The 19,979-nt window shown below is 55.7% G+C and carries 12 protein-coding genes; 6 read left to right on the top strand and 6 right to left on the bottom strand.

Annotation, left to right across the window (positions count from 1 at the left end; genetic code table 11):
- Positions 1–126 precede the first annotated feature (126 nt).
- The 3 genes from ACTCIA_RS07745 to ACTCIA_RS07735 form a co-directional block, all read right to left on the bottom strand.
- Positions 127–3,450, bottom strand: a complete 3,324-nt coding sequence (locus ACTCIA_RS07745; protein ID WP_463001235.1) for a carboxyl transferase domain-containing protein — start codon at positions 3,448–3,450, stop codon at positions 127–129.
- A 51-nt stretch (positions 3,451–3,501) separates the two neighbouring features.
- Positions 3,502–5,202: an AMP-binding protein gene (locus ACTCIA_RS07740; RefSeq protein ID WP_463001234.1), complete on the bottom strand. Its 1,701-nt coding sequence runs from the start codon at positions 5,200–5,202 to the stop codon at positions 3,502–3,504.
- A gap of 244 nt (positions 5,203–5,446) precedes the next feature.
- Positions 5,447–8,626 (bottom strand): sigma 54-interacting transcriptional regulator, encoded by a 3,180-nt coding sequence (locus ACTCIA_RS07735; RefSeq protein WP_463001233.1) that lies wholly within the window; start codon positions 8,624–8,626, stop codon positions 5,447–5,449.
- Between the two features lie 254 nt (positions 8,627–8,880).
- Between ACTCIA_RS07735 and ACTCIA_RS07730 the strand changes: the two genes are divergently transcribed.
- Complete coding sequence (locus ACTCIA_RS07730; protein ID WP_463001232.1) at positions 8,881–10,068, top strand: MFS transporter; 1,188 nt, start codon at positions 8,881–8,883, stop codon at positions 10,066–10,068.
- Here the strand turns inward: ACTCIA_RS07730 and ACTCIA_RS07725 are convergent.
- Genes ACTCIA_RS07725 through ACTCIA_RS07715 form a run of 3 tightly spaced genes read right to left on the bottom strand, consistent with a single transcriptional unit; the run spans position 10,049 to position 12,848 of the window.
- Entirely contained in the window at positions 10,049–11,284 is a 1,236-nt protein-coding gene (locus ACTCIA_RS07725) for a hypothetical protein (RefSeq protein ID WP_463001231.1), read from the bottom strand. The two genes, ACTCIA_RS07730 and ACTCIA_RS07725, sit on opposite strands and share 20 nt — an antisense overlap.
- Before the next feature lie 10 nt (positions 11,285–11,294).
- Positions 11,295–11,753, bottom strand: coding sequence for a YcgN family cysteine cluster protein (locus tag ACTCIA_RS07720; RefSeq protein WP_463001230.1), 459 nt, complete (start codon positions 11,751–11,753; stop codon positions 11,295–11,297).
- A 27-nt stretch (positions 11,754–11,780) separates the two neighbouring features.
- Positions 11,781–12,848: a DUF362 domain-containing protein gene (locus ACTCIA_RS07715; protein ID WP_463001229.1), complete on the bottom strand. Its 1,068-nt coding sequence runs from the start codon at positions 12,846–12,848 to the stop codon at positions 11,781–11,783.
- 200 nt (positions 12,849–13,048) lie between these two features.
- On the opposite strand from ACTCIA_RS07715, the gene ACTCIA_RS07710 reads away from it, so the two are divergent.
- From ACTCIA_RS07710 to ACTCIA_RS07690, 5 genes are all read left to right on the top strand, one after another.
- Positions 13,049–14,617, top strand: a complete 1,569-nt coding sequence (locus ACTCIA_RS07710) for a B12-binding domain-containing radical SAM protein (RefSeq protein ID WP_463001228.1) — start codon at positions 13,049–13,051, stop codon at positions 14,615–14,617.
- Positions 14,618–14,693: 76 nt separating this feature from the next.
- Positions 14,694–16,481 (top strand): sigma-54 interaction domain-containing protein, encoded by a 1,788-nt coding sequence (locus tag ACTCIA_RS07705; protein ID WP_463001227.1) that lies wholly within the window; start codon positions 14,694–14,696, stop codon positions 16,479–16,481.
- Between the two features lie 451 nt (positions 16,482–16,932).
- Positions 16,933–18,030, top strand: a complete 1,098-nt coding sequence (dctP, locus tag ACTCIA_RS07700; protein ID WP_463001226.1) for a TRAP transporter substrate-binding protein DctP — start codon at positions 16,933–16,935, stop codon at positions 18,028–18,030.
- Positions 18,031–18,122: 92 nt separating this feature from the next.
- Entirely contained in the window at positions 18,123–18,638 is a 516-nt protein-coding gene (locus tag ACTCIA_RS07695) for a TRAP transporter small permease subunit (protein WP_463001225.1), read from the top strand.
- Complete coding sequence (locus ACTCIA_RS07690; protein ID WP_463001224.1) at positions 18,635–19,957, top strand: TRAP transporter large permease; 1,323 nt, start codon at positions 18,635–18,637, stop codon at positions 19,955–19,957. The genes ACTCIA_RS07695 and ACTCIA_RS07690 overlap by 4 nt, the downstream gene beginning before the upstream one ends.
- Positions 19,958–19,979 lie beyond the last annotated feature (22 nt).

The raw sequence follows: 19,979 nt of genomic DNA, 5'->3' as shown, positions 1-19,979 counted from the left end.
AAAGTCCTAAAACTGGTATAATCGCCAACCAATAAAAAAATAACTTTTTGATTTTACTTAACACTTAATCACTTAAAACTTAACACTGCCTGTAAAAAAAGACTTTTTACAGGCTTATCAAACTTACTACCATGTATCAATATCCGGCCGTTTTTTCCCGGTCCGGGCGGCGGCCGGGGGCATGGCGGCAAGGCCGCGCATGATCCAGTGCCGGGTGTCTGCGGGATCGATCACATCGTCGATTTCCAAAAACGAGGCCATGTTGATGGCCTTCCCGTGCTCATAGGACATGGCCACCAGGGAATCGTATAACTCCTGGCGCTTTTCCGGGTCTTTTTCCGCCTCCAAATCCTTTTTAAAACCCAGCTTCACCGCTCCTTCCAGGCCCATGCCGCCGAATTCGCCCGTGGGCCAGGCGATGTTGAACACCGGCCGGTGATAGCCGCCGCCCACCATGGCCATGGCCCCCAGGCCGTATCCCTTGCGCAGAACCACGGAAAACACCGGGATGGTGGCGCCGGCCGCAGTCACAAACAACCGGGCAAAGCGCCGCACCTGGGCGCTTTTTTCGGCTTCCGGGCCCACCATGAAACCCGGGGTGTCACAGAGCACCACCATGGGAATGTCAAATGCGTCGCACAACTTCATGAACCGGGCAGCCTTGTCTGCGGCATCCCCGTCAATGGCCCCGCCCAGGTGCCAGCAGTTGTTGGCCATCAGGCCGAAGGGCCGGCCCTGGATACGAATCAGGGCGGTGACAATGCCTGTGCCGTACTGACCGCGAAGTTCGGTAACAGAGTCCGTATCCGCCAGAAGCAAAATGATTTCCGATACATTGTAGGCCCTTAGCCGGTTTTCCGGAACACACCGGCGCAGCCTGCGCTGATCTGCACACTGCCAGTCATCCACCGGACCCTGAAAATAGGAAAGGTATTTTTTGGCCGCAGCCACAGCCCCGGCCTCGTCTTCCACGAGGATGTCAATAACCCCGTTGGGTCCCTGCACGCTGGCAGGCCCGATCTGCTCGGGCCGGCATTTGCCCAGGCCGCCGCCTTCGATCATGGCGGGTCCGCCCATGCCGATGTTGGCGTTTTTCGTGGCAATAATCACGTCGCTGCAGCCCAGCAAAGTCGCGTTTCCGGCAAAACAGTACCCGGAAACGATGCCCACCACGGGCACCAACCCGCTTAAGGCGGCATACCGGGTAAAAGTATCCAGGTCCAGTCCGGCCACCCGCAGTTCCATGGCGTCCACGTCCCCGGGCCGCCCACCGCCGCCTTCGGCAAAAAGCACCACCGGCAGGCGCCATTGCTCTGCCAGATGCAGCATGCGGTCGGTTTTCTGGTGATTAAACGCCCCCTGGGTGCCGGCCATGGCCGTGTAATCATAGGCCAGCACCATGCACCGGGCCTTTGTCTCGTCAAACCGATTGCCGTTAACCGATCCGATCCCGGTGATCAGCCCGTCTGCCGGGCTTTTTTTGATCAGTTCCGCCAAAGACCGCCGACGGCGCTGGGCGGCTACCGCCAGGGCGCCGTACTCGATAAAGCTGTCATCATCCACCAGGTCTGCGATATTTTCCCTGGCCGTGCGCTGTCCGGTTTTTCTGCGCTTTTCAACCGCTTCGGGCCGGGCCTCGTCCATGCAGGCCCGGTGCCGGTCGGCAACCTCGGCCAGATCCGGCCGGATATGGTCCAGATCCACCTCTTTTTCCGCATCCGCCTGCTCGGCATCCACATGGCCTGGTTCAATCCAGGCCAGCGCCCTGCCCCTGGCCAGGGTGTCGCCGCGCTTGACACAGATGCGCCGGATCACGCCGCTGACGCCGGCTTCGATTGCATGCTGCATTTTCATGGCCTCAATTACGGCCACGACCTGTTTTTCATGCACCACCTGCCCTTCTTCCGCCTCGACTTTCACCACCGTTCCGGGCATGGACACCCGGCAGGGCTCGGTGTTTTCCGGGGCGTCGTTTGCATCATCGGCCTGCCCCGCGTTTTTTCCCGGGCCCGGGCTGTCTTCAGGCTGATCAAAATAATGCGCCCGGTGGCCGCTGTCTGCCGCTCCGGTCAACCGGCCCAGTTGGGTTTCCACAAACCGGGTGGTCACCTTGTTTGCCACAACATCCGGGTGCCGGACCAGGTTCTGGAGCAGGCCGATATTGGTGGCCACTCCCTCGATGCGAAACTCGCACAGGGCCCGGTAGGCTTTTGCCAGAACATCGGCATATTCGGGTGAGCGGCTGTGGCAGATCAGCTTGGCCAGCAAAGAATCAAAATTGGGATTGATTTCATAGCCGGCATATCCAAAGGTATCCACCCTTACCCCCGGACCCAGGGGCGGTTCAAACACCCGCAGGGTGCCGGATGAAGCCGATATATCGCCGTTTTCCGAAATTTCTTCCATGTTGATACGCAGTTGCACGGCATGGCCCGCGGGCGCGCTGATCTGCTCCCGGCCAAGCCCCAGATCCGGCAGGCTCCGGCCCCGGGCGATTTCAATCTGGGCGCGCACCAGGTCAACGCCGGTGATCTCCTCGGTGACCGTGTGCTCCACCTGGAGCCGGGGATTGACCTCAAGGAAATAAAAGGGCTCGGGACCGGCTGCCTGTCCTGCATCCACCAAAAACTCGAACGTGCCCAAACTCCTGTAATCAACGCTTTGGGCCAGCTCCACGGCCGCATCTGTCAGGCGGGTGCGCAGGGAGTCGTCCATGCCCGGGGCGGGTGCGATTTCCACAAGCTTCTGGTTGCGGCGCTGCAGGGTGCATTCCCGCTCCCACAAATGCGAAACCCCGCCCCGGCCGTCGCCGATGACCTGGACCTCGATGTGACGGGCATCGGCAATCAGCTTTTCCACGTACACATCCCCGCAGCCAAAGGCCGCCTCGGCCTCGGAACAGCACATGTCAAATGCCGCATCCAGGTCTTCCAGGCTGTACGCCGCCCGCATGCCCCGGCCCCCGCCTCCGGCCAGGGCCTTGATCATCACGGCCGCACCATCTCCCAAAGACCCGAAAAACTCCCGGGCCTGATCTTTGGTGACCGGTCCGGGAGTTGCCGGCAGCAGGGCAATGTCGCATTTTTGCGCCTGCTGCCGGGCCATGGCCTTGTTGCCGAACAGCTCCAGGCTTTCGGGCGTGGGGCCGATAAAGGCGATGCCGGCGGCTTGGCATTTTTCTGCAAACTGCGCGTTTTCGGAAAGAAACCCGTATCCCGGGGCAATGGCCATGCACCCGTTGTCCCTGGCCGCGGCAATGATCTGATCTGCGTCCAGATAAGCCGCCGCCCCCAGTCCCTGAAGGGGCACGCTTTTATCCGCAAACCGGGTGTGCAGGCATTTTTCATCATCTTCGGAGAAAACCGCCACAGTTCCCATGCGCAGCTCTGCTGCCGCGCGGATGATGCGCACGGCAATCTCGCCCCTGTTGGCCACCAGTATCTTTTCCATATTTTTTCCCCGTAAAAGCTTCTCGCATCTCTTGTTGTTTATCTGGAAGAATTATAATTTATCTCTTAGCTGTTCCTTCTGCACCTTGCCCGTGGCGGTGAGGGGCAATTGATCCACGATCCGGATCTCCGGGATCTTGTAGCCGGCCATGTTCTGCTTGCACCAGGAAAGCAGCTGTGCCGCATCAAGGGCTTCGGTCTGATCCGGATTGAGCTGGACAAAAGCAACCGGCACCTCGCCTTTGTCCGCATCCGGCCGGCCCAGCACCGCGCTGCCGGCAATTGCCGGATGGCGGCCCAGCAGGGTTTCCACTTCCGATGGAAATACGCTCATGCCCTTGACCTTGAGCATTTCCTTGCTGCGGCCCAAATAAATCAGATGCCCCTGCTCATCAATTGCCCCGATATCGCCCGTGTGCAGCCAGCCATCCCTGAGCTGGTCAGCAGTGGCTTCGGGCTTTTTCCAGTACGCCTTCATCAATGAAGGGGTCTGGATGAGGATCTCACCCTCCTGTCCCAGGGCCAGGGGTTTGGCCGTGGCAAAATCCACCACCATAAACCGGGTCCCGGGCATGGGAAATCCCACAAACACCGGGCGGGAGGCCAGATCCATGTCGTTTTCCTGCATGCCCGCGGTAAAAGTGTCCAGGGTATGGGTTTCGGTCATGCCGTAACTGCTTTCGCGCATCACCGTGCCGGTGAGCTCATACCAACGCTGCCGGTAATCCTTGTTGAGTTTTTTCACAAAGGAGGAAACCAGGGTTTCGCGCAAAGACGAAAAATCCGTGGCAGACGCATCCGGATGTTCCATGAGTTCGACCATGTTGTCCACCAGGCCGTAAATGATTGAGGCCCTGTATTTTTCAATGGCTGCCAGCACGGCCGCGGCATCCCACCGGACCATGAGCACCTCGGTCACCCCGGAAAGCACCGGTGAGAGCACCCCGGCATCCTCGCCGGCAATCCAGAACACCGGCAGGTAGTTGAGCATCACGTCCTGTCCCCCGGGCCGGCCCAGGGCAAAAATGGAGCCGCATGCGGCCGTGTAGAGCATATCCCCGTGTGTATGCACACATCCCTTGGGCATGCCTGTTGTGCCGCCTGTATAATTGAGCGCGGCCGTATCGTCAAGATGGATATCCACCCCCGGACAGGACCGGGTTTCTTCATTTAAAACAGTCATAAAATCCAGGGAACCGGGGCACTCCTGGCGGGGGACCTGCGCCAGATCCGGGATTGCAATGGCCGGTGTCTCCGGCAGCCAGTCGGTCAGACTGGTGGAAAGCACGGCTTCCAGGTTGGTCTGGTCCCGGGTTGCGGCCACCACCCCGTAAAGCAGATCCAGGGCCACGATAACCCTGGGCCCGGCATCCTGGATTTCGTAAACAAACTCGGTCTCCTTGAACAAGGGGTTGACCGGCACGTGGATGCAGCCCAGCTTGAGAATGCCATAAAATGCAATTAAAAACTGCGGGCAATTGGGCATAAACACCGCCACCCGGTCGCCTTTTTCCAGCCCCTGACCGGCCAACCAGGCGGCAAACCGGTCACTGTAGTCATCGAGCTGGGCAAAGGTCATTTCCGCCCCGTAATAAATAATGCATGCCTTGTCCGGCATCTGCCGGGCCTGTTTGCGCAAATAGCCGGTCATGGGGATTTCTCCCAGGGGATATTCCACCGCCCGGGGCATGCCCGCGGGCCAGTTGTCCTTCCACAGCTTTTCCAGTTCATCCAGATAGGTCTGCCGGTCCATACACCCTCCCTTGATTTTCATTTATGATTGCCAACCATCCCGGAATACGACCCGATCAGACCGCGGTCACGGAAAATCGGGTTATTGTTTTCACGGTACTGAATGTATCATTGAATGGGAAAGCAATGATTGTGCCGGCCCCCGGCATTTAAAAAACAATTATAATTTTAACATGTTATTTAACAGCGGCAGAAAAAGGAAAAGCACGAGAGCACGAAATTTCAAAAAACAACGATATTTCGTGTCATATTTTGACATCCTCCCCCGTGTCCGCCAAAAAAGCCGAACCCGTTTTGGTTTCAGCGGCAAATGTGGATTTCCGGGAAATGTCCAGCTTTTTCATTCGCGAAAACAAGGTATTGGGATGGATGTCCAAAATCTCCGCAGCGCCTCCGGCTCCGGCCACTTTTCCCCGGGTTTGCGCCAACACCCGAAGAATATGACTGCGTTCGTTTTCCCGCAGTGTAACCCGTGCCTGATCCGGGGAAGGGTGGTCTTTGCGGAGATCCGGAACCTGGTAAAACGACCCGCTGCTGAGAATCACGCCCCTTTCAATAACATTTTCCAGCTCCCGGACATTGCCGGGCCAGTCATAGGCCGTAAGCTTTTCCATTTCCATGAGAGGTATGGTTTCCAGGTTCTTGTTGCATTTATTGGCATACACCCCGAGAAAATACTCAGCCAGCAGCGGGATATCCTCTTTTCTGCGGCAAAGCGGGGGCACTTGTATGGGAAACACGTTTAAGCGGTAATACAAATCCCGGCGGAAGCGGCCCGCCTCCACCTCAAGGCCCAAATCCCGGTTGGTGGCGGCAATCAGCCGGAAATCGGATTTCAGCACCCGGCTGCCGCCGACCCTTTCAAATTCATGACTCTGGAGCACCCGCAGCAGCTTGACCTGCACTTCCATTGAAATGTCCCCGATTTCATCCAGAAACAGGGTCCCGCCATTGGCCAACTCGAACCGGCCGATTTGCCTGGAGACCGCCCCGGTGAACGCACCTTTTTCATGCCCGAAAAGCTCGCTTGCAATCAGGTTTTCCGGAAGCGCACTGCAATGGACCCGGATAAAAGGCTTGTCCGAACGAAGGCTGTGGCGGTGAATGGACCGGGCCACCAGCTCCTTGCCCACCCCGGTCTGTCCGAAAATCAGCACCGTGGTATCGGTTGGCGCTGCTTGCCGGGCCTGGCGGAAAACGGTCTGAATGGCCGGGCTTTTGCCCACAAAATCGTCAAAATGGATGGTCTCCAGGTATTCTTTTTCGTAATGCTCTTTTTCAAGTTGTTTTTGTTCATACAAGCCCCGCAGTGTCTCCCAGGCCTCGGCATTGTCCATGGCAATGGCGGCCTGGGCGGCAAAATACTGCAGCACCTCCAGATCCGTTTCCTTGAATGCGCTCCGGAAAAGGCGGTTGTCGTGATATAAAACCCCGATCAACTCATTGCGGATTTTCAATGGCACGCAGATGCAGGACCGGATGGCACTGCCGGCTGCCGGCCGATCCCCGCCCGCAGTGTCGAAATCCATGATCCGTCCCCTGCCGGTTTCCACCGTTTGGCCGATCACCCGCATGGATGGCCTGAAGTCATTTCCTGTGACGTCTTTGGTGGTGAGATTTTTGGCGGCCTTTAACACTGGTTTGCGGGAATGCTGATCCTCCAGAATGAATATGGCGCCCCTTTCGGCCCCGGTAATCCGGTTGGCAGCGGAAATGATTCTGCGCAAAAGCGCACGAAAATCCCGGATGCTTGTCAACTCCTGGCTCAACTGCAGAATTTCTTCAAGAAGGCTTTCCCCGTAGCGCAAATTCCGGACCAGGGGCCGGATATCATCGGGCACAAGGGTTTCATTAAAAGAAAACAATTCCCGGGCCGCAGGCTGTGCATATTCCATGGCCATTTTCTCATCACCCGTCCGGATATATTCCCTGGCGGCTTCCACCATGGACCTGGCGCGCTCAATTCTGTGCCCGCAGGTTTCAAGGTCTGAAATGGAGCGGCTGATCAGGTCCAGGACCGGCTTGCCGGAAAGCCCGGAATTTCTAAGCATCAGGGCCTTGTGGCGGCAGGCCACCCCGCGCATGAGCAGGTTTCCGCTTTCAATGGAATAACGGATCTCTTCGGCCAGATCCAGGCCCTCCATGCGGGGAAACGTCCCCTCGGCCGCGGCCTGGCAGATCAGCAACATGAGCGCGCTGTATTTCACTGTCATGGCCGACTTGCGGCTGTCGTCAAGATACTGCCGGATGCAGGAAACAGCCTTATCGGACCGGCCCGCCAGATGGTAGCCGTATCCGAGCAGGGCCAGGCCGCCAAGCCGGGCATACAGGCTTTTGCTTTTTTCGATTTCCGCCCAGGAGTTGTTAATGGTTTCAATGGCGTCCTCCGGCCGGTGCAGTTCCAGCAGCAGATACCCCATGGAAACCCCGGCCAGGCCGGATATGGACAGATTGCCGATACTGCGGCCATGCTCCCGGATGGCATGCAGCATTCCCAGGGCCTGGGAATAAAGACCCGTATGGCCCAGACAGACCCCGGCGGTCAGCGCGGCCAGAAGCGGCAGCCGGCCTTTCGGAAACCGGTCTTCCACGTCCGGCACCAGGGTTTCATAAATCCCCACCACATCCCGGTACCGGCCTGACCAGTAATGATAGAACATCCCGAAAATGCTCACCGACTTTTGAATGGAAGGATCATCAATGCTGCGGGTCAGTTCCCACCCGCTTTGGAAATGATCCAATGCCGGCTGATAACGGGAACGAAGCCACTCGCTTTTGCCCAGGTGCATCCTGAGAAAGCCGGCGGACTGCTGGTTGTCAATGGCTTCTGCCCTGGCAATGGCTTCTTTGAGAATGGCAATCACCCGGGCCGGGTTGTCGCTGTCCGTGGAAACCCTGGCGTATTGAAGCGTGGCTTCAACAAAAAGCGCATCCGCCTCAGGACCGGAAATCCGCCGGAGATCCTCAATGGCTTTGTCATAATATTGCCTGGCCTGTTCATCCCGGAATTGACGGCGGTGAATGTCGCCGTTTTCAATCAAGATCCGGCATCCGTCAGGACCATTGGCCACATGGAGAAGGTGCCAGGCCACCCGCAGGGTTCTGTCCCTGCCGCGGACAAGGTTTCTGCCCAGCATTTCCGCGATATGCCCATGCAGGCGCTCTGCTTTCTCAAATGGCAATTGCGCCCTGAATTCCTGCTGCACCTGATGATCCAGAAAATAAAAGTCTCCCGGACTGCTCCGGGCAAGCCATTTTTTCTCCACACCCCAATCCAGGGCGGCAAAAATCGCAGAGGCCTTGTGACCCGACAGGTCCTGGAGCCAGTCAATGCTGAACTCGCCTTCAAACAGGGCCGCCAAAGCCAAAATGGCTTCACATTCTGAAGAATTATCCGATTCCGGGAAAAGTGCTTTGCGGCTCATGGATCCGACCTGATTCAAAAACATTTCACATGAACAAAATTAAAATGCCTAACGAATTCACCTCAGGCTGTCAATTCTCAACCCGAGGATGCGCGGTCAAAAAACAGGCAGGCGGTCTTTTGCACAATGCCCTGCAGGCCTGGAAGTTCAGACATAATGATTGCATTTATTCACGGAACCGATATTTTTGAAACGCTCAGTTTAAGTGGGAACAAACAAACACATGCCCCAGGCTTTTCCCGGGACCCGGATTTATGCAAAAATACATTCTTTTTACGGTGCTTTCAGCCATATTCATCGTTTTTGTGGGCATGGGCATCATCGTACCCATTCTGCCCATATATGCGGCCGAACTCGGGGCCACCGGGTTTGCCCTGGGGGTTATCGTGGCCGCGTTTGCCTTAAGCGGCGGTCTGCTGCAGCCCTTTGTGGGCAGCTTCTCAGACCGGCACGGCAAAAAAGGGTTTCTGATCACCGGGCTTTTGATATTCGGGCTCACCGGCTATACCTATACCCTGGCCTCATCCGTGGGACACATGGTGCTGATCCGCACCCTGCACGGGGCCGGATCGGCCATGATCGTTCCCATTGCCATGGCCTACATGACCGAAATTTCCGCCGGGAAAAACGTGGGCCGCTACATGGGCATGCTCAATATCGCCATTTTTTCCGGAATCGGCGCCGGACCGGTGCTGGGCGGTTTTTTCCTGGACCTGTGGGGCAGAAACTCGGCCTTTTACACCATGGCCCTGCTCAGCTTTCTGGCCGCAGCCCTGGTGGCGCTCGTCCTTCCCGGCCGCGATCCCCTGACCATACAGGAAAAGCAGGGCTCCATGCTTTCGGTGTTTGCCCGCATGCTCCACCACCGGAAGGTCATGGGCATCCTGCTGGCCAGAATGGCCACCATGATCATCATGGTGCCCACCTTCGCGTTTCTGCCGCTTCTGATGACCCGGCATATGACGGCCAGCGGCACGGAAATCGGTATGGTCATTGCCAGCCGCACCATTGTCAATGCCGTATTTCAGATGCCTTTTGGCAGCCTGGCCGACAGGTACAACAAAAACCGGCTTCTGCTTTTGGGAAGTACCATCATCAGTATCGGCATTTTCTCGGTTCCGTTTGCCGTCAGCTTTGCCGCGCTTTTGCTTTTGTTCGCGCTTATCGGCCTGGGCGAGGCCATTTCATGGCCGGCCATGGGCGCCCTGGCCGCGGAAGAAGGCCATCTCTACGGGCAGGGCTCCATGATGGGGGTGTTTAACACCGCCATGAACACCGGGATTTTTGTGGGCGCCATGGGCGTGGGCGCCCTGGTGGACGTACTGGGCATTGCCTGGGCGTTTTACATTGTGGCGGGATTTTTGTTTTCCAGCACAATCATTGCCGCTGCCATGATCCGGCCCCGGCAAAACACCTGCCTTTCTACAGGCGATAAATCGTAGGTCTTTCATCCATGTCAATGTCGATGCCGATCATATCGCCGGTTTTAAAGCCCAGTCCCGCCAGTTCGGAGACGATCTGATCCTGTTTTTCGTATTTCCAGTACACAAACCACACGGGATTGCGCACGGTATCAATGCCGTAGGCGTCATGGGTGCACAGGTTCAGGCGAATTCTGTCCTTGGCAATGATGGTGTCGGCCTCGGACAAAAAATAATCGATTTTGTACTGGTTTTCATAAAGTGCCCGGCTCAGCTGCTTTTGCAGTTCAGGGCTGTCATCGAGGTAATGATTGGCAATCTGGAAAAGATCGTCAGGGATCTTGATGGAAAAGCCCAGAACCCCGAAACGTTCATGTTTCAGGGCAAAATCCCGCAGCTCGGCTTCGTAATCATCAATGCGCTGCACAATGTCTTCTATGGTGCGGGCCGAATCCCCCCATCCGTGAACCAGATCCTCGCACCGGTTGATGATGTCGAGATAAAATGCCTTGTTGTTCATGACATAAATCATCCGCTCCCGGTAATTTCTTCTTTTCCGGATTCTGCGGATTCCGTCGAGCTGCACCGAGCGATTGTCTATATCCTGATCCAGAAGCTCCACACGGGAAATGTCTTTTGCCTGAACCACGTGAATATCCCTTATTTTTGAAACAATGTATTCAATCTCGCAGGCAAAGCCCAGGTTGTCCTGGATCTGCTCGGAGACGCGCAGCAGGGTCATATCATGGGGGGTTTCGGTGATATAGGACTCGCACTGGATTTTGTGGGCAAATTCATTGGTATAGCCAAATTCCCAGTGCTTTCCCATGCGTTTGGCCATGACCTTGACACCTTCGATAAAAGGCATGACAATCACGCCCATGTCCTCGGCATCAATTTCCGGGGCATTGTTGAATTTCTGCTGTCTCTCGATGTTTAGTTGCTTGGCTGTTTTGGCAAGGGTGATGATCCGGTTTCTGGCATAGCGGATCCCGGCGATATCGGCATTGACCTCCAGGGAATCAAACGTCCCGCTTTTAAAACGCGATTCCAGGGGGTGGGCTGAGCGCACAATCACCTTGTAGCTTTGACAGGATTTTTTCAGAAAATCCGCCAGGGCGCCAAAATTTTCATTCTCAAAATCTTCGGCTGTGAGATAAATAAAATCCGGAACCTCAAATCCGGATTTTTTCAATATTTCCAGAAGCCTTATTTTTTCAGGCAGGGCTTGTTGCATTGGTTTATCCTCAATTGCCCGGCGATTCGGCCAGGTCTTGTTCAATAATATAAGTTTCCAGATCGTCCGGATTGATCCAATCTTCCGGGATGGCCTTATTGCGCACGGAGATGCCGGCTTTATGCGCTGATTCGGGATCGCCTGTGACAAGGGGATGCCAGGAGGCCAGATCCCGGCCTTCAAACAGCATCCGGTAGGCGCAGGTTTTCGGCAGCCAGGTCATCTCAGAAATGTTTTCCGGCGTGAGGCAAAAACATTCGTTTCTGACGGCTTTTCTGTGCTCATAAGCGGTACATCGGCATTTAGAAATATCGAGAAACCGGCAGGCCACGCTGGTATATACAATCTCGCCGGTATCTGCGTATTCCAGCTTATGCAGGCAGCATCTGCCGCACCCGTCGCAAAGCGCTTCCCACTCCGCAAAGCTCATTTCTGCAAATGTTTTCTGCTGCCAGAATTTTTTGTTCATAAACGCCACAACCATAATATTTCTGGATCATTTCAGGCTCAGAGCCTTTTCCGGACAGATCTCCTGGCAGCAGAAACAGGTGATGCAGATTTCGGCATCCACATGGGGCAAGTCGTCATCTCCCATTTCAAGAGCGCCCACAGGGCATTGCTCCACACATGTTCCGCATGCGGTGCACCATTGGGAGGCTTGCGGCAACAGCTGCGCACGCCGGCCCATGAACTCCTGGATGGGCGGATTGCCCACAATGGCATCTCCGCCCAAAGGCGGCAGCACAAAGCCTTCAATCCGCTCAAGCTCGCCAATGACCTCTATAGTCTCCGGGTTATAATCGCCCAGGCCGTCTTTTCCGGCTTTGCGGAAAAAACCAAGCCGCCGGGGGTCAACGCCCATCATCTGCGCGATCACCGCATCCAGGGCCACGGCGTTATCCGATGCCAGGACTTTGCCAATCTCGCGGATATCCGGGGAGGCCGGGCCGTTTCCCTCCATGCCGAGCACTGCATCCACGATAAACAAATCCGGCACACGCAGCTTAAACACGTCCACCACCAACTCGTGAAAGCGCTCCGGGCTCCCGGCAGCCTGGTGAAGCTTGGCCTTCTGAGCCCCGGGCAGAATCCCGTAGCTGTTTTTAATGGCACCAGTGATCACGGTCAAACCATGGGTTTTGAACTTGGGCAGGCTGATGATCACATCGGCTTCCATCACGGCCCGGGAAACGCTCACAGACGCCATAAATTCGGGATTAAAGTCCATTTTCACCGAATCGATGCCGATATTTTGGTAATAGCCCTTTGCCGCCTCCATAAGCCCGGTTTCTTCAAAGGCTTTTTCGTTGGCACCGTAATCAAACAATCCCGGATTGTCGCCCACAATGATTTGAGCAGGCCCCTGGCTTTCCACCCGCTCAACAACCGCCCGAACAAGGGCCGGATGGGTGGCAATGGCCTCATCCGGTTTTGCAGAACGAAGAACATTGGGCTTTATCAGCACCCGTTTGCCGGCCAAATCCTGCGGAAAATGGTCAAATGCCAGGTCAACAGCACTGCGGATATTTTCATAGGCTGCCGGATGAATCAGTACCCTGCTCATAGCCATGCCTCCTGTAAGCACATCGGATTGATTTTACTTTTGATCATATTGCCGAATATATTCCAAATCCCCCCGGGTGTCAAAACAGGATTGCACAACCCGGCCAAACCATACCAGCGGTTGCATTTTTCCCCGATCAGACGTAAGGTGTGCCAACACAATCAAAACCCTTAATCATTCTTCAATAATTGCTGACACAAATGCCCGATCCCTGGATTGCACTGATTTATCCGCCCGTGGCCAAACCGGCAGAGCCGCCGGCCGGCATTGCCCGCCTGGCCGGGGCCCTGCGCGCCGGCGGTGTGGGCTGCAGGGTCATTGACGCCAATATCAGCGGGCTTTGTCATCTGCTCAATACAGTCTTGCCGCAAAACGACACATGGTCTGCAAGGGCGTTCAAACACCGCGACAACCATCTTCACGCCCTTCGGGACCCTGCGGTTTACGCCCGGCCGGATGCATACAGCCGCGCCCTGTCAGATCTGGGCCGGCTACTGCACAATGCCGGTCAGCCCACTGGGACGCGCCCGGGGCTGGCAGATTTCACCCACGCCCGATTCAGCCCCGTAAGCAGCGCGGATTTGCGCAAAGCCGCCCAAAGGCCCCGGGACAACCCTTTCTATGATTACTACCAAAACCATCTTGCACAAGAAGTGCTCAACTCCGGTGTCCGAGTGGCCGGCATTTCGATTAACTATTTGTCCCAGGCCCTGTGCGGGTTTGCCCTGATCGGAGTGCTCAGACATGTCCGTCCGGATCTCGGAATTGTTCTGGGCGGCGGCCTGATCACTTCCTGGATGCAAAAGCCGGGCTGGAAAAACCCTTTTGAGGGCCTTGTGGATGCCCTGATTTGCGGACCCGGGGAAAAAGCGCTGCTGGAAATGGCAGAATGCCGGGACACCGGCAGATTGCCGGCGCCCTTGCCCGATTATACGGACCTGGCCGCAAACCCCTATCTGAGCCCCGGTTTTGTGCTGCCCTACAGCGCCTCAGACGGGTGCTGGTGGAAAAAATGCGCATTTTGTCCGGAAAAGGCCGAAAAAATGCCGTTTCGCCCGGTTGCCCGCAGCACGGCAGCAGCCCAGCTCCGGCACCTGACCCAACAGTTTCAGCCGCGTCTGATCCATCTGCTCGACAATGCCATTTCCCCGGCCCTTTTGGGCCAAATGGTCCATACCCCGCCCGGAGCCCCGTGGTACGGGTTTGTGCGCATGGGCCCGCCCCTGGATGATCCGCACTTCTGCTGCAAGCTGGCCGCCTCAGGCTGCGTGATGCTCAAACTCGGGCTGGAATCCGGCAGCCAGAAGGTGATCGACCACATGGAAAAAGGCATTGATTTGAAAACCGCCTCAAAAGTGCTCAAAAATCTGGCCCGGGCCGGCATTGCCGCCTATGTTTACCTGCTGTTTGGCACACCGGCTGAAAGCCGTGCAGAGGCCTTCCAGACCCTGAAATTTACCGCGGCACACAGCCCATATATTGATTTTCTCAACCTGGCCGTGTTTAATCTGCCCGCACACAGCCCTGAGGCCCAAACCCTGGAATCCAGGAATTTTTATGCAGGCGACCTTGCCCTGTACCGGGATTTTGCCCACCCCTTTGGCTGGCAGCGGAGCCAGGTGCGGCGTTTTCTGGAAAAAATCTTTAAAAAACATCCCGCCATCCGTCCTATTGTCCGCCGGGACCCGCCGGTATTCGGCGCCAACCATGCCCCGTTTTTCGCCCGCGCCTTTGAGCACCCGGGAAAAATGCGGTCAATGCCCTGTTGATTTTGCCTTTTTTCAAGGATATATTCATCGATATATCCGCAAACACATTGTTTTCAAATTGTATCGGGAACCGCTCATGACCGCCAACCGCAAAAACTGCTCCATGGAACATCTTTATGCTGTGTTAAACTCCACCCACAACGGTATCATTGCCGTGGATAACCACGGCATGATCACACTGTTTAACCGGGGGGCTGAAAAAATCCTCGGATTTTCCACTCAGGAAGCGCTGGGCCAAAAAGTTGATGCCCTGTTTAATGTGCCCTCGCTTCTCACCACGCTGCGCTCTGGCCAACCCGATGTGGGCCGCAACGTGGTCATCAACGGCAAAAGCATCTATTCCAACCGCTCGCCGGTTTACAGGGACGGCAAACAGGTGGGCGCGGTGGCCATCTTCCAGGATACCACGGATATCGAAAAGCTGAGTCAGGAACTCGCCGCTGCAAAAAATTCAGTGGAAATTCTGGAAACGATTCTGGAAACCACATATGACGGCATCGTGGTTGTGGACAAAAACGGCATTATAACCCGGTTTAACAAGGCCTACCAAAGCTTTCTGGGAATTGATGAAAAAGATGCCCTGGGACGGGCTGTGGAAGATGTGATCGAAAACACACGCATGCATATCGTGGTGAAAACCGGCAAACCCGAAATCGGTGAAACCCAGAAAATCCAGGGCCATGAAATGGTGGTCATGCGCATTCCCATTTACAAAAAGGGCGAAGTCGTCGGGGCCGTGGGCAAGGTTTTGTTCCGGGATGTAAAGGAAATCCGTTCTATGGTGGAAAAGCTGGATTTGGCCACCAAAGAGCTGAAATACTACAAGGGCGAAGTCATGCGCCTGAAGGGGAGCCGGTATAATTTCAAAAATATCGCCGGCCGGAGCGAAAAAATGCTGCAGGCCAAGAACCTGGCCAAAACCGCCGCATCCGGCAGTTCCAACGTGCTGATCCGGGGGGAAAGCGGCACAGGAAAGGAACTTTTCGCTCATGCCATCCACGATTCAAGCCTGCGGCGCTACGGTGCGTTCATACGGGTCAACTGCGCGGCAATACCGGCGGGCCTCCTGGAATCCGAGCTGTTCGGCTACGAGGCAGGCGCGTTTACAGATGCAAAAAAAGGGGGCAAACCGGGAAAATTTGAAATGGCCCAGGGCGGCACCCTTTTTCTGGATGAAATCGGCGATATGCCCCAGGAGATGCAGGCCAAGCTTTTGCGGGTGCTCCAGGAAAAAGAAGTCGAACGCCTGGGCGGCGAGCGCATCATCCGCCTGGATATCCGTCTGATCGCCGCCACCAACCGGGACCTCGAAGAGTTGGTGAGAAAAGAGGCGTTCCGCCAGGATCTGTATTACCGGCTCAACGTGCTGAAAATCGAAATCCCGCCTTTGCGCGAAATCCGCGAAGACATTCCGCTGCTTTGCGAACGGATGCTCCAGGAAGTCAACGAGGATCTCGGAACGGCAGTGGAAACCCTCGACCCCGGGGTTATCGAAATTTTAAAAGCCCATGACTGGCCCGGCAACATTCGGGAACTTAAAAATGTCATGGAAAGGGCCGTGGCCGTTAACACGGACCGGCAACAGGTGATCCGGAAACACCACCTTCCGATTTATCTTCTGGATATCAACCCCAGCCAAAACCCAGGCGCTCTGCAGCCGGATAAGAACGCACCCGGCTGGTTAACCGGCGGCACCCTTTCCGAAATTCTGGCAAAGACCGAGAAAGCCGCAATTGAAAACGCCCTTTGGGCGACCGGCAACAACCGGAAAAAAGCCGCGGAAAGGCTGGGAATCCATCGCTCCGGCCTGTATCAGAAAATCAACCGGTACAATATCGGCACCGGCGATAGCGGCCCGGATTAAGGTTTTAAAACCACCGTCGATCCTGTTTCTGCAAGGGGGTTGAAACCGGCCTTTGAAATCCGGTTTCACGCTTATATGTCCAAAAAAAGAGACATGTCTATTTTTCAGGAATAGCTGATTTTACAATTCCTGACCCACGCTCTTGCCATTTTTGTCTATTCTGATAGACACTGCTATTGTTCAAAGCCCTTTTTCCCCGCACAAACAATATCTCCGGGCCGTGAATATGCTGCTTTCAAGGGTTTTTCAAACAGGTGGCACACCTGTTGCTTTTTGGTCTGCGTTCAGATTCTTTAATTCTGTATTTTAAAGATAAAACTGTTTATGTTTCAAACATTCGTTTTCCCGGCCAGGAATCAGGGGAAAGCAAAACAAGAACAGCCCCGCCGGCGGCGACTTCCAGACAGGACGCCGTCTTTCCGCCGGGGCAACCAAAGACAAGGGGGTTGACATGTTTCGAATCAAAACCATCACGTTGGTCATGGCCGCAATTTTTACAATGGCCGTGGGATTTACCGGGTGCGGCGGGCAGGAAACCGGAGAAGAAAGTGTTGAAGCCGTACTACCGGATGTGCGCTGGACCCTGCAGACCACCTGGTCCCAGGGATGGCTGCTACATGAAATGGCAGAAGATTTTGCAAAACGGGTAAATGATTTAAGCGGCGGCAAATTTATCATCGACGTCCAGCCGGCCGGGGCCATTGTCGGAGGCCTGGAAGTACTGGATGCCGCGGACTCCGGGGCCATTGACGCCTATCATTCCTGGCCCGGCTACTGGATGAGCAAGCATCCGTCCGCGCCCTTTTTCGCTTCCATCCCTCTGCACCTGGAGCCGCTGATGCATACCACCTGGCTTTACAACTACGGCGGCAAGGAACTCTACCAGGAGATGATGGACGAGGCCGGCCAGAATGTCGTTGTGATGCCCGGCGGCGTGACCGGACCGGAAATGCTGGCCCACTCCAACAAGCCGCTTGAGGAAATGGAGGACTGGAAGGGACTGAAATACCGGGCTCCGGGCTGGTGGGGCGAAGTGCTTAAGGAACTGGGCGTGGCCGTTACCATGCTGCCCGGAACCGAGCTCTATCCCGCCCTGGACCGGGGCATTCTCGATGCCACCGAGTTTTCGACACCGGCGGTCAACCGACAGCAGGGCTTCCACGAAGTAGCCGACTTTATCGCAGGCCCGGGCCTTCACCAGCCCACCTGCTTTTTTGAGCTGGGTTTTAACAAGGACGCATACAATGAACTGCCCGAGCTCTACAAAAAAATCATCGACAACGCGGCCATGGCCATGACCCTTCACATGTGGACCAAGAGCAACGTGGCTGACATGGAAGCCCTGGATCATTTCGAGGAGCGCGGTATCAAGCGCACCTACGTGGAGCCGGAAGTGCAGCGGGAGATGCGCGAACAGGCGTGGGAATGGATCGACAACGACGTCAAGAAGCGCGACAACGACCACTACAGCCGCACCTGGGCGTCGGTCAATGAATTCTGGGAACGCTTTTCCGATTACGAGCAATTCATGGTGCCGGTGCGAAAATAGCATGATGCAGACAGAAGGGCCGGCATGCGCAGAGCGCCGGCTCTTCTGTTTTTCGCAATCGCGGCGCAATGATTTAAGCATAAGGATTTCCAATGGCTGTGATCAATAAAATTATTCGGGTCATTGATTGGATCAATGAAAAAATATCCAAGGCGGTTTCGTTTCTGGTTTTTGCATTGATTCTCACGCTGACCTATGAAGTGGTGGCCCGCTATTTTTTCGGTTCACCGACCCAGTGGAGCCTGAACCTGACCTACTTCATATGCAGTTTTTTTCTCATTCTCACCATGGGCTATACCTGGCAGCTGGGGGAACACGTGGGCGTGGACCTGATTTCCAGCAAGCTGCCCAGGCGGGTGGGCGCCTTGTTAAACGCAGTATTTATTTTGGGACTTTTCTTTCTGACATGGACCAATATCGGACGGGTCATGTACAACGATATGCTCCGCTCCTGGGCGCTGCAGGAAAGATCGACCATCGGGGCCATGCCGCCTGTCTATCCCTATAAAACCTGGATATTTGTCGGAGTTGTCCTGCTTTTGCTCCAGGGTGTATCGCAATTGCTCAAGGAAATTCAGGTGGTGCTGGGAAGGGATAGACAATCATGAGTGTTGAACTGATAACTGTACTGATGCTGACAAGCCTGATTCTTGTCATTATGATGGGATTTCCCATCGGATTTTCCCTGGCCGGGGTCGCCACGGTCTTCGGACTCATCTTTGTGGGACCTCACATCGCCAGCACCTTCATGCTGCGAATGCATGTAACCCTTTCCAATTATACGCTCATTGCCATACCCTTATTTGTGTTCATGGGCATTGTCATCGAAAAATCGGGTTTGGCCGGCAGGCTCTATGACGCCATATATGTCTTGACCGGCAGGCTCAAAGGGGGCCTGGCCATTGCAACCGTGCTGACCTGCGCCATATTCGCCGCAGCCACCGGCGTTGTGGGCGCAACAGTGGTCACCATGGGCATCATTTCCATGCCGGCCATGATGAAGTACCGCTACGACAAGCCCATGGCATCCGGGGCGGTATGCGCCGGCGGCGCACTCGGGATTTTGATTCCACCTTCCATCCTGATTCTGGTCTATGCCCCGGTGGCCAACGTTTCCGTTGGGGCCCTTCTCATCGGGGCCTTTGTTCCGGGCATGATCCTGGCGCTGCTCTATGTTCTCTACATCGGTATACGGTGCTTTATCAATCCGGAAATGGGACCGTCTGCGGCAGACGGGGGCGTTCACTACACCTTTTGGCAGAAATCCAGGATGTTTTGCGTCTCGGTGCTGCCGGTGCTCACCCTGATTCTGGCGGTGCTGGGCACGATTTTCTTCGGCCTGGCCGCACCCACCGAAGCCGCTGCCATCGGGGCTTTTGCCGCGGTACTGCTGGCACTTGGCTATCGCAAACTTACTGCCGCCATGCTGATGGAGGCCGCCATCCGGACGGCCAGAACCTCTGCCATGGTATATCTGGTGGTCATCGGCGCCTCCTTTTTCACCTCGGTCTTTGTGCGGCTGGGATGCGGACGGGTCATTGAAAGCTCGATTATGGGCCTGCCGTTCGGGCCCTGGGGCGTGCTGATCGTCATGTGGCTGATCATCATCCTCATGGGCTGCTTTTTGGACTGGATCGGCATCATCATGATCGTGGTTCCGCTGTTTACGCCGGTGGCTGTAAAACTGGGCTTTGACCCGGTCTGGTTTTCCCTGATGAACATCATCGTGCTCCAGACCTCGTTTCTGACACCGCCCTTTGCCCTGACCATCTTCTACCTCAAGGGAATCGCCCCGCCAGAGGTTACCCTGGCCGACATCTACAAAGGTGTGGTGCCTTATCTGCTGCTGATGCTGGCAGCCTTGCTTCTTTTTTCCCTGTTCCCGGATATCCTGCTGTTTATGCCAAGGGCAGCCGGATTGATTTAAAACAGGCAAAAAGCCCAACAAT

It is taken from the genome of Desulfosalsimonas sp. (assembly GCF_055149105.1).
Note: the sequence above shows the minus strand (reverse complement) of the source record. Positions and strands in the feature narration are given on the sequence as shown.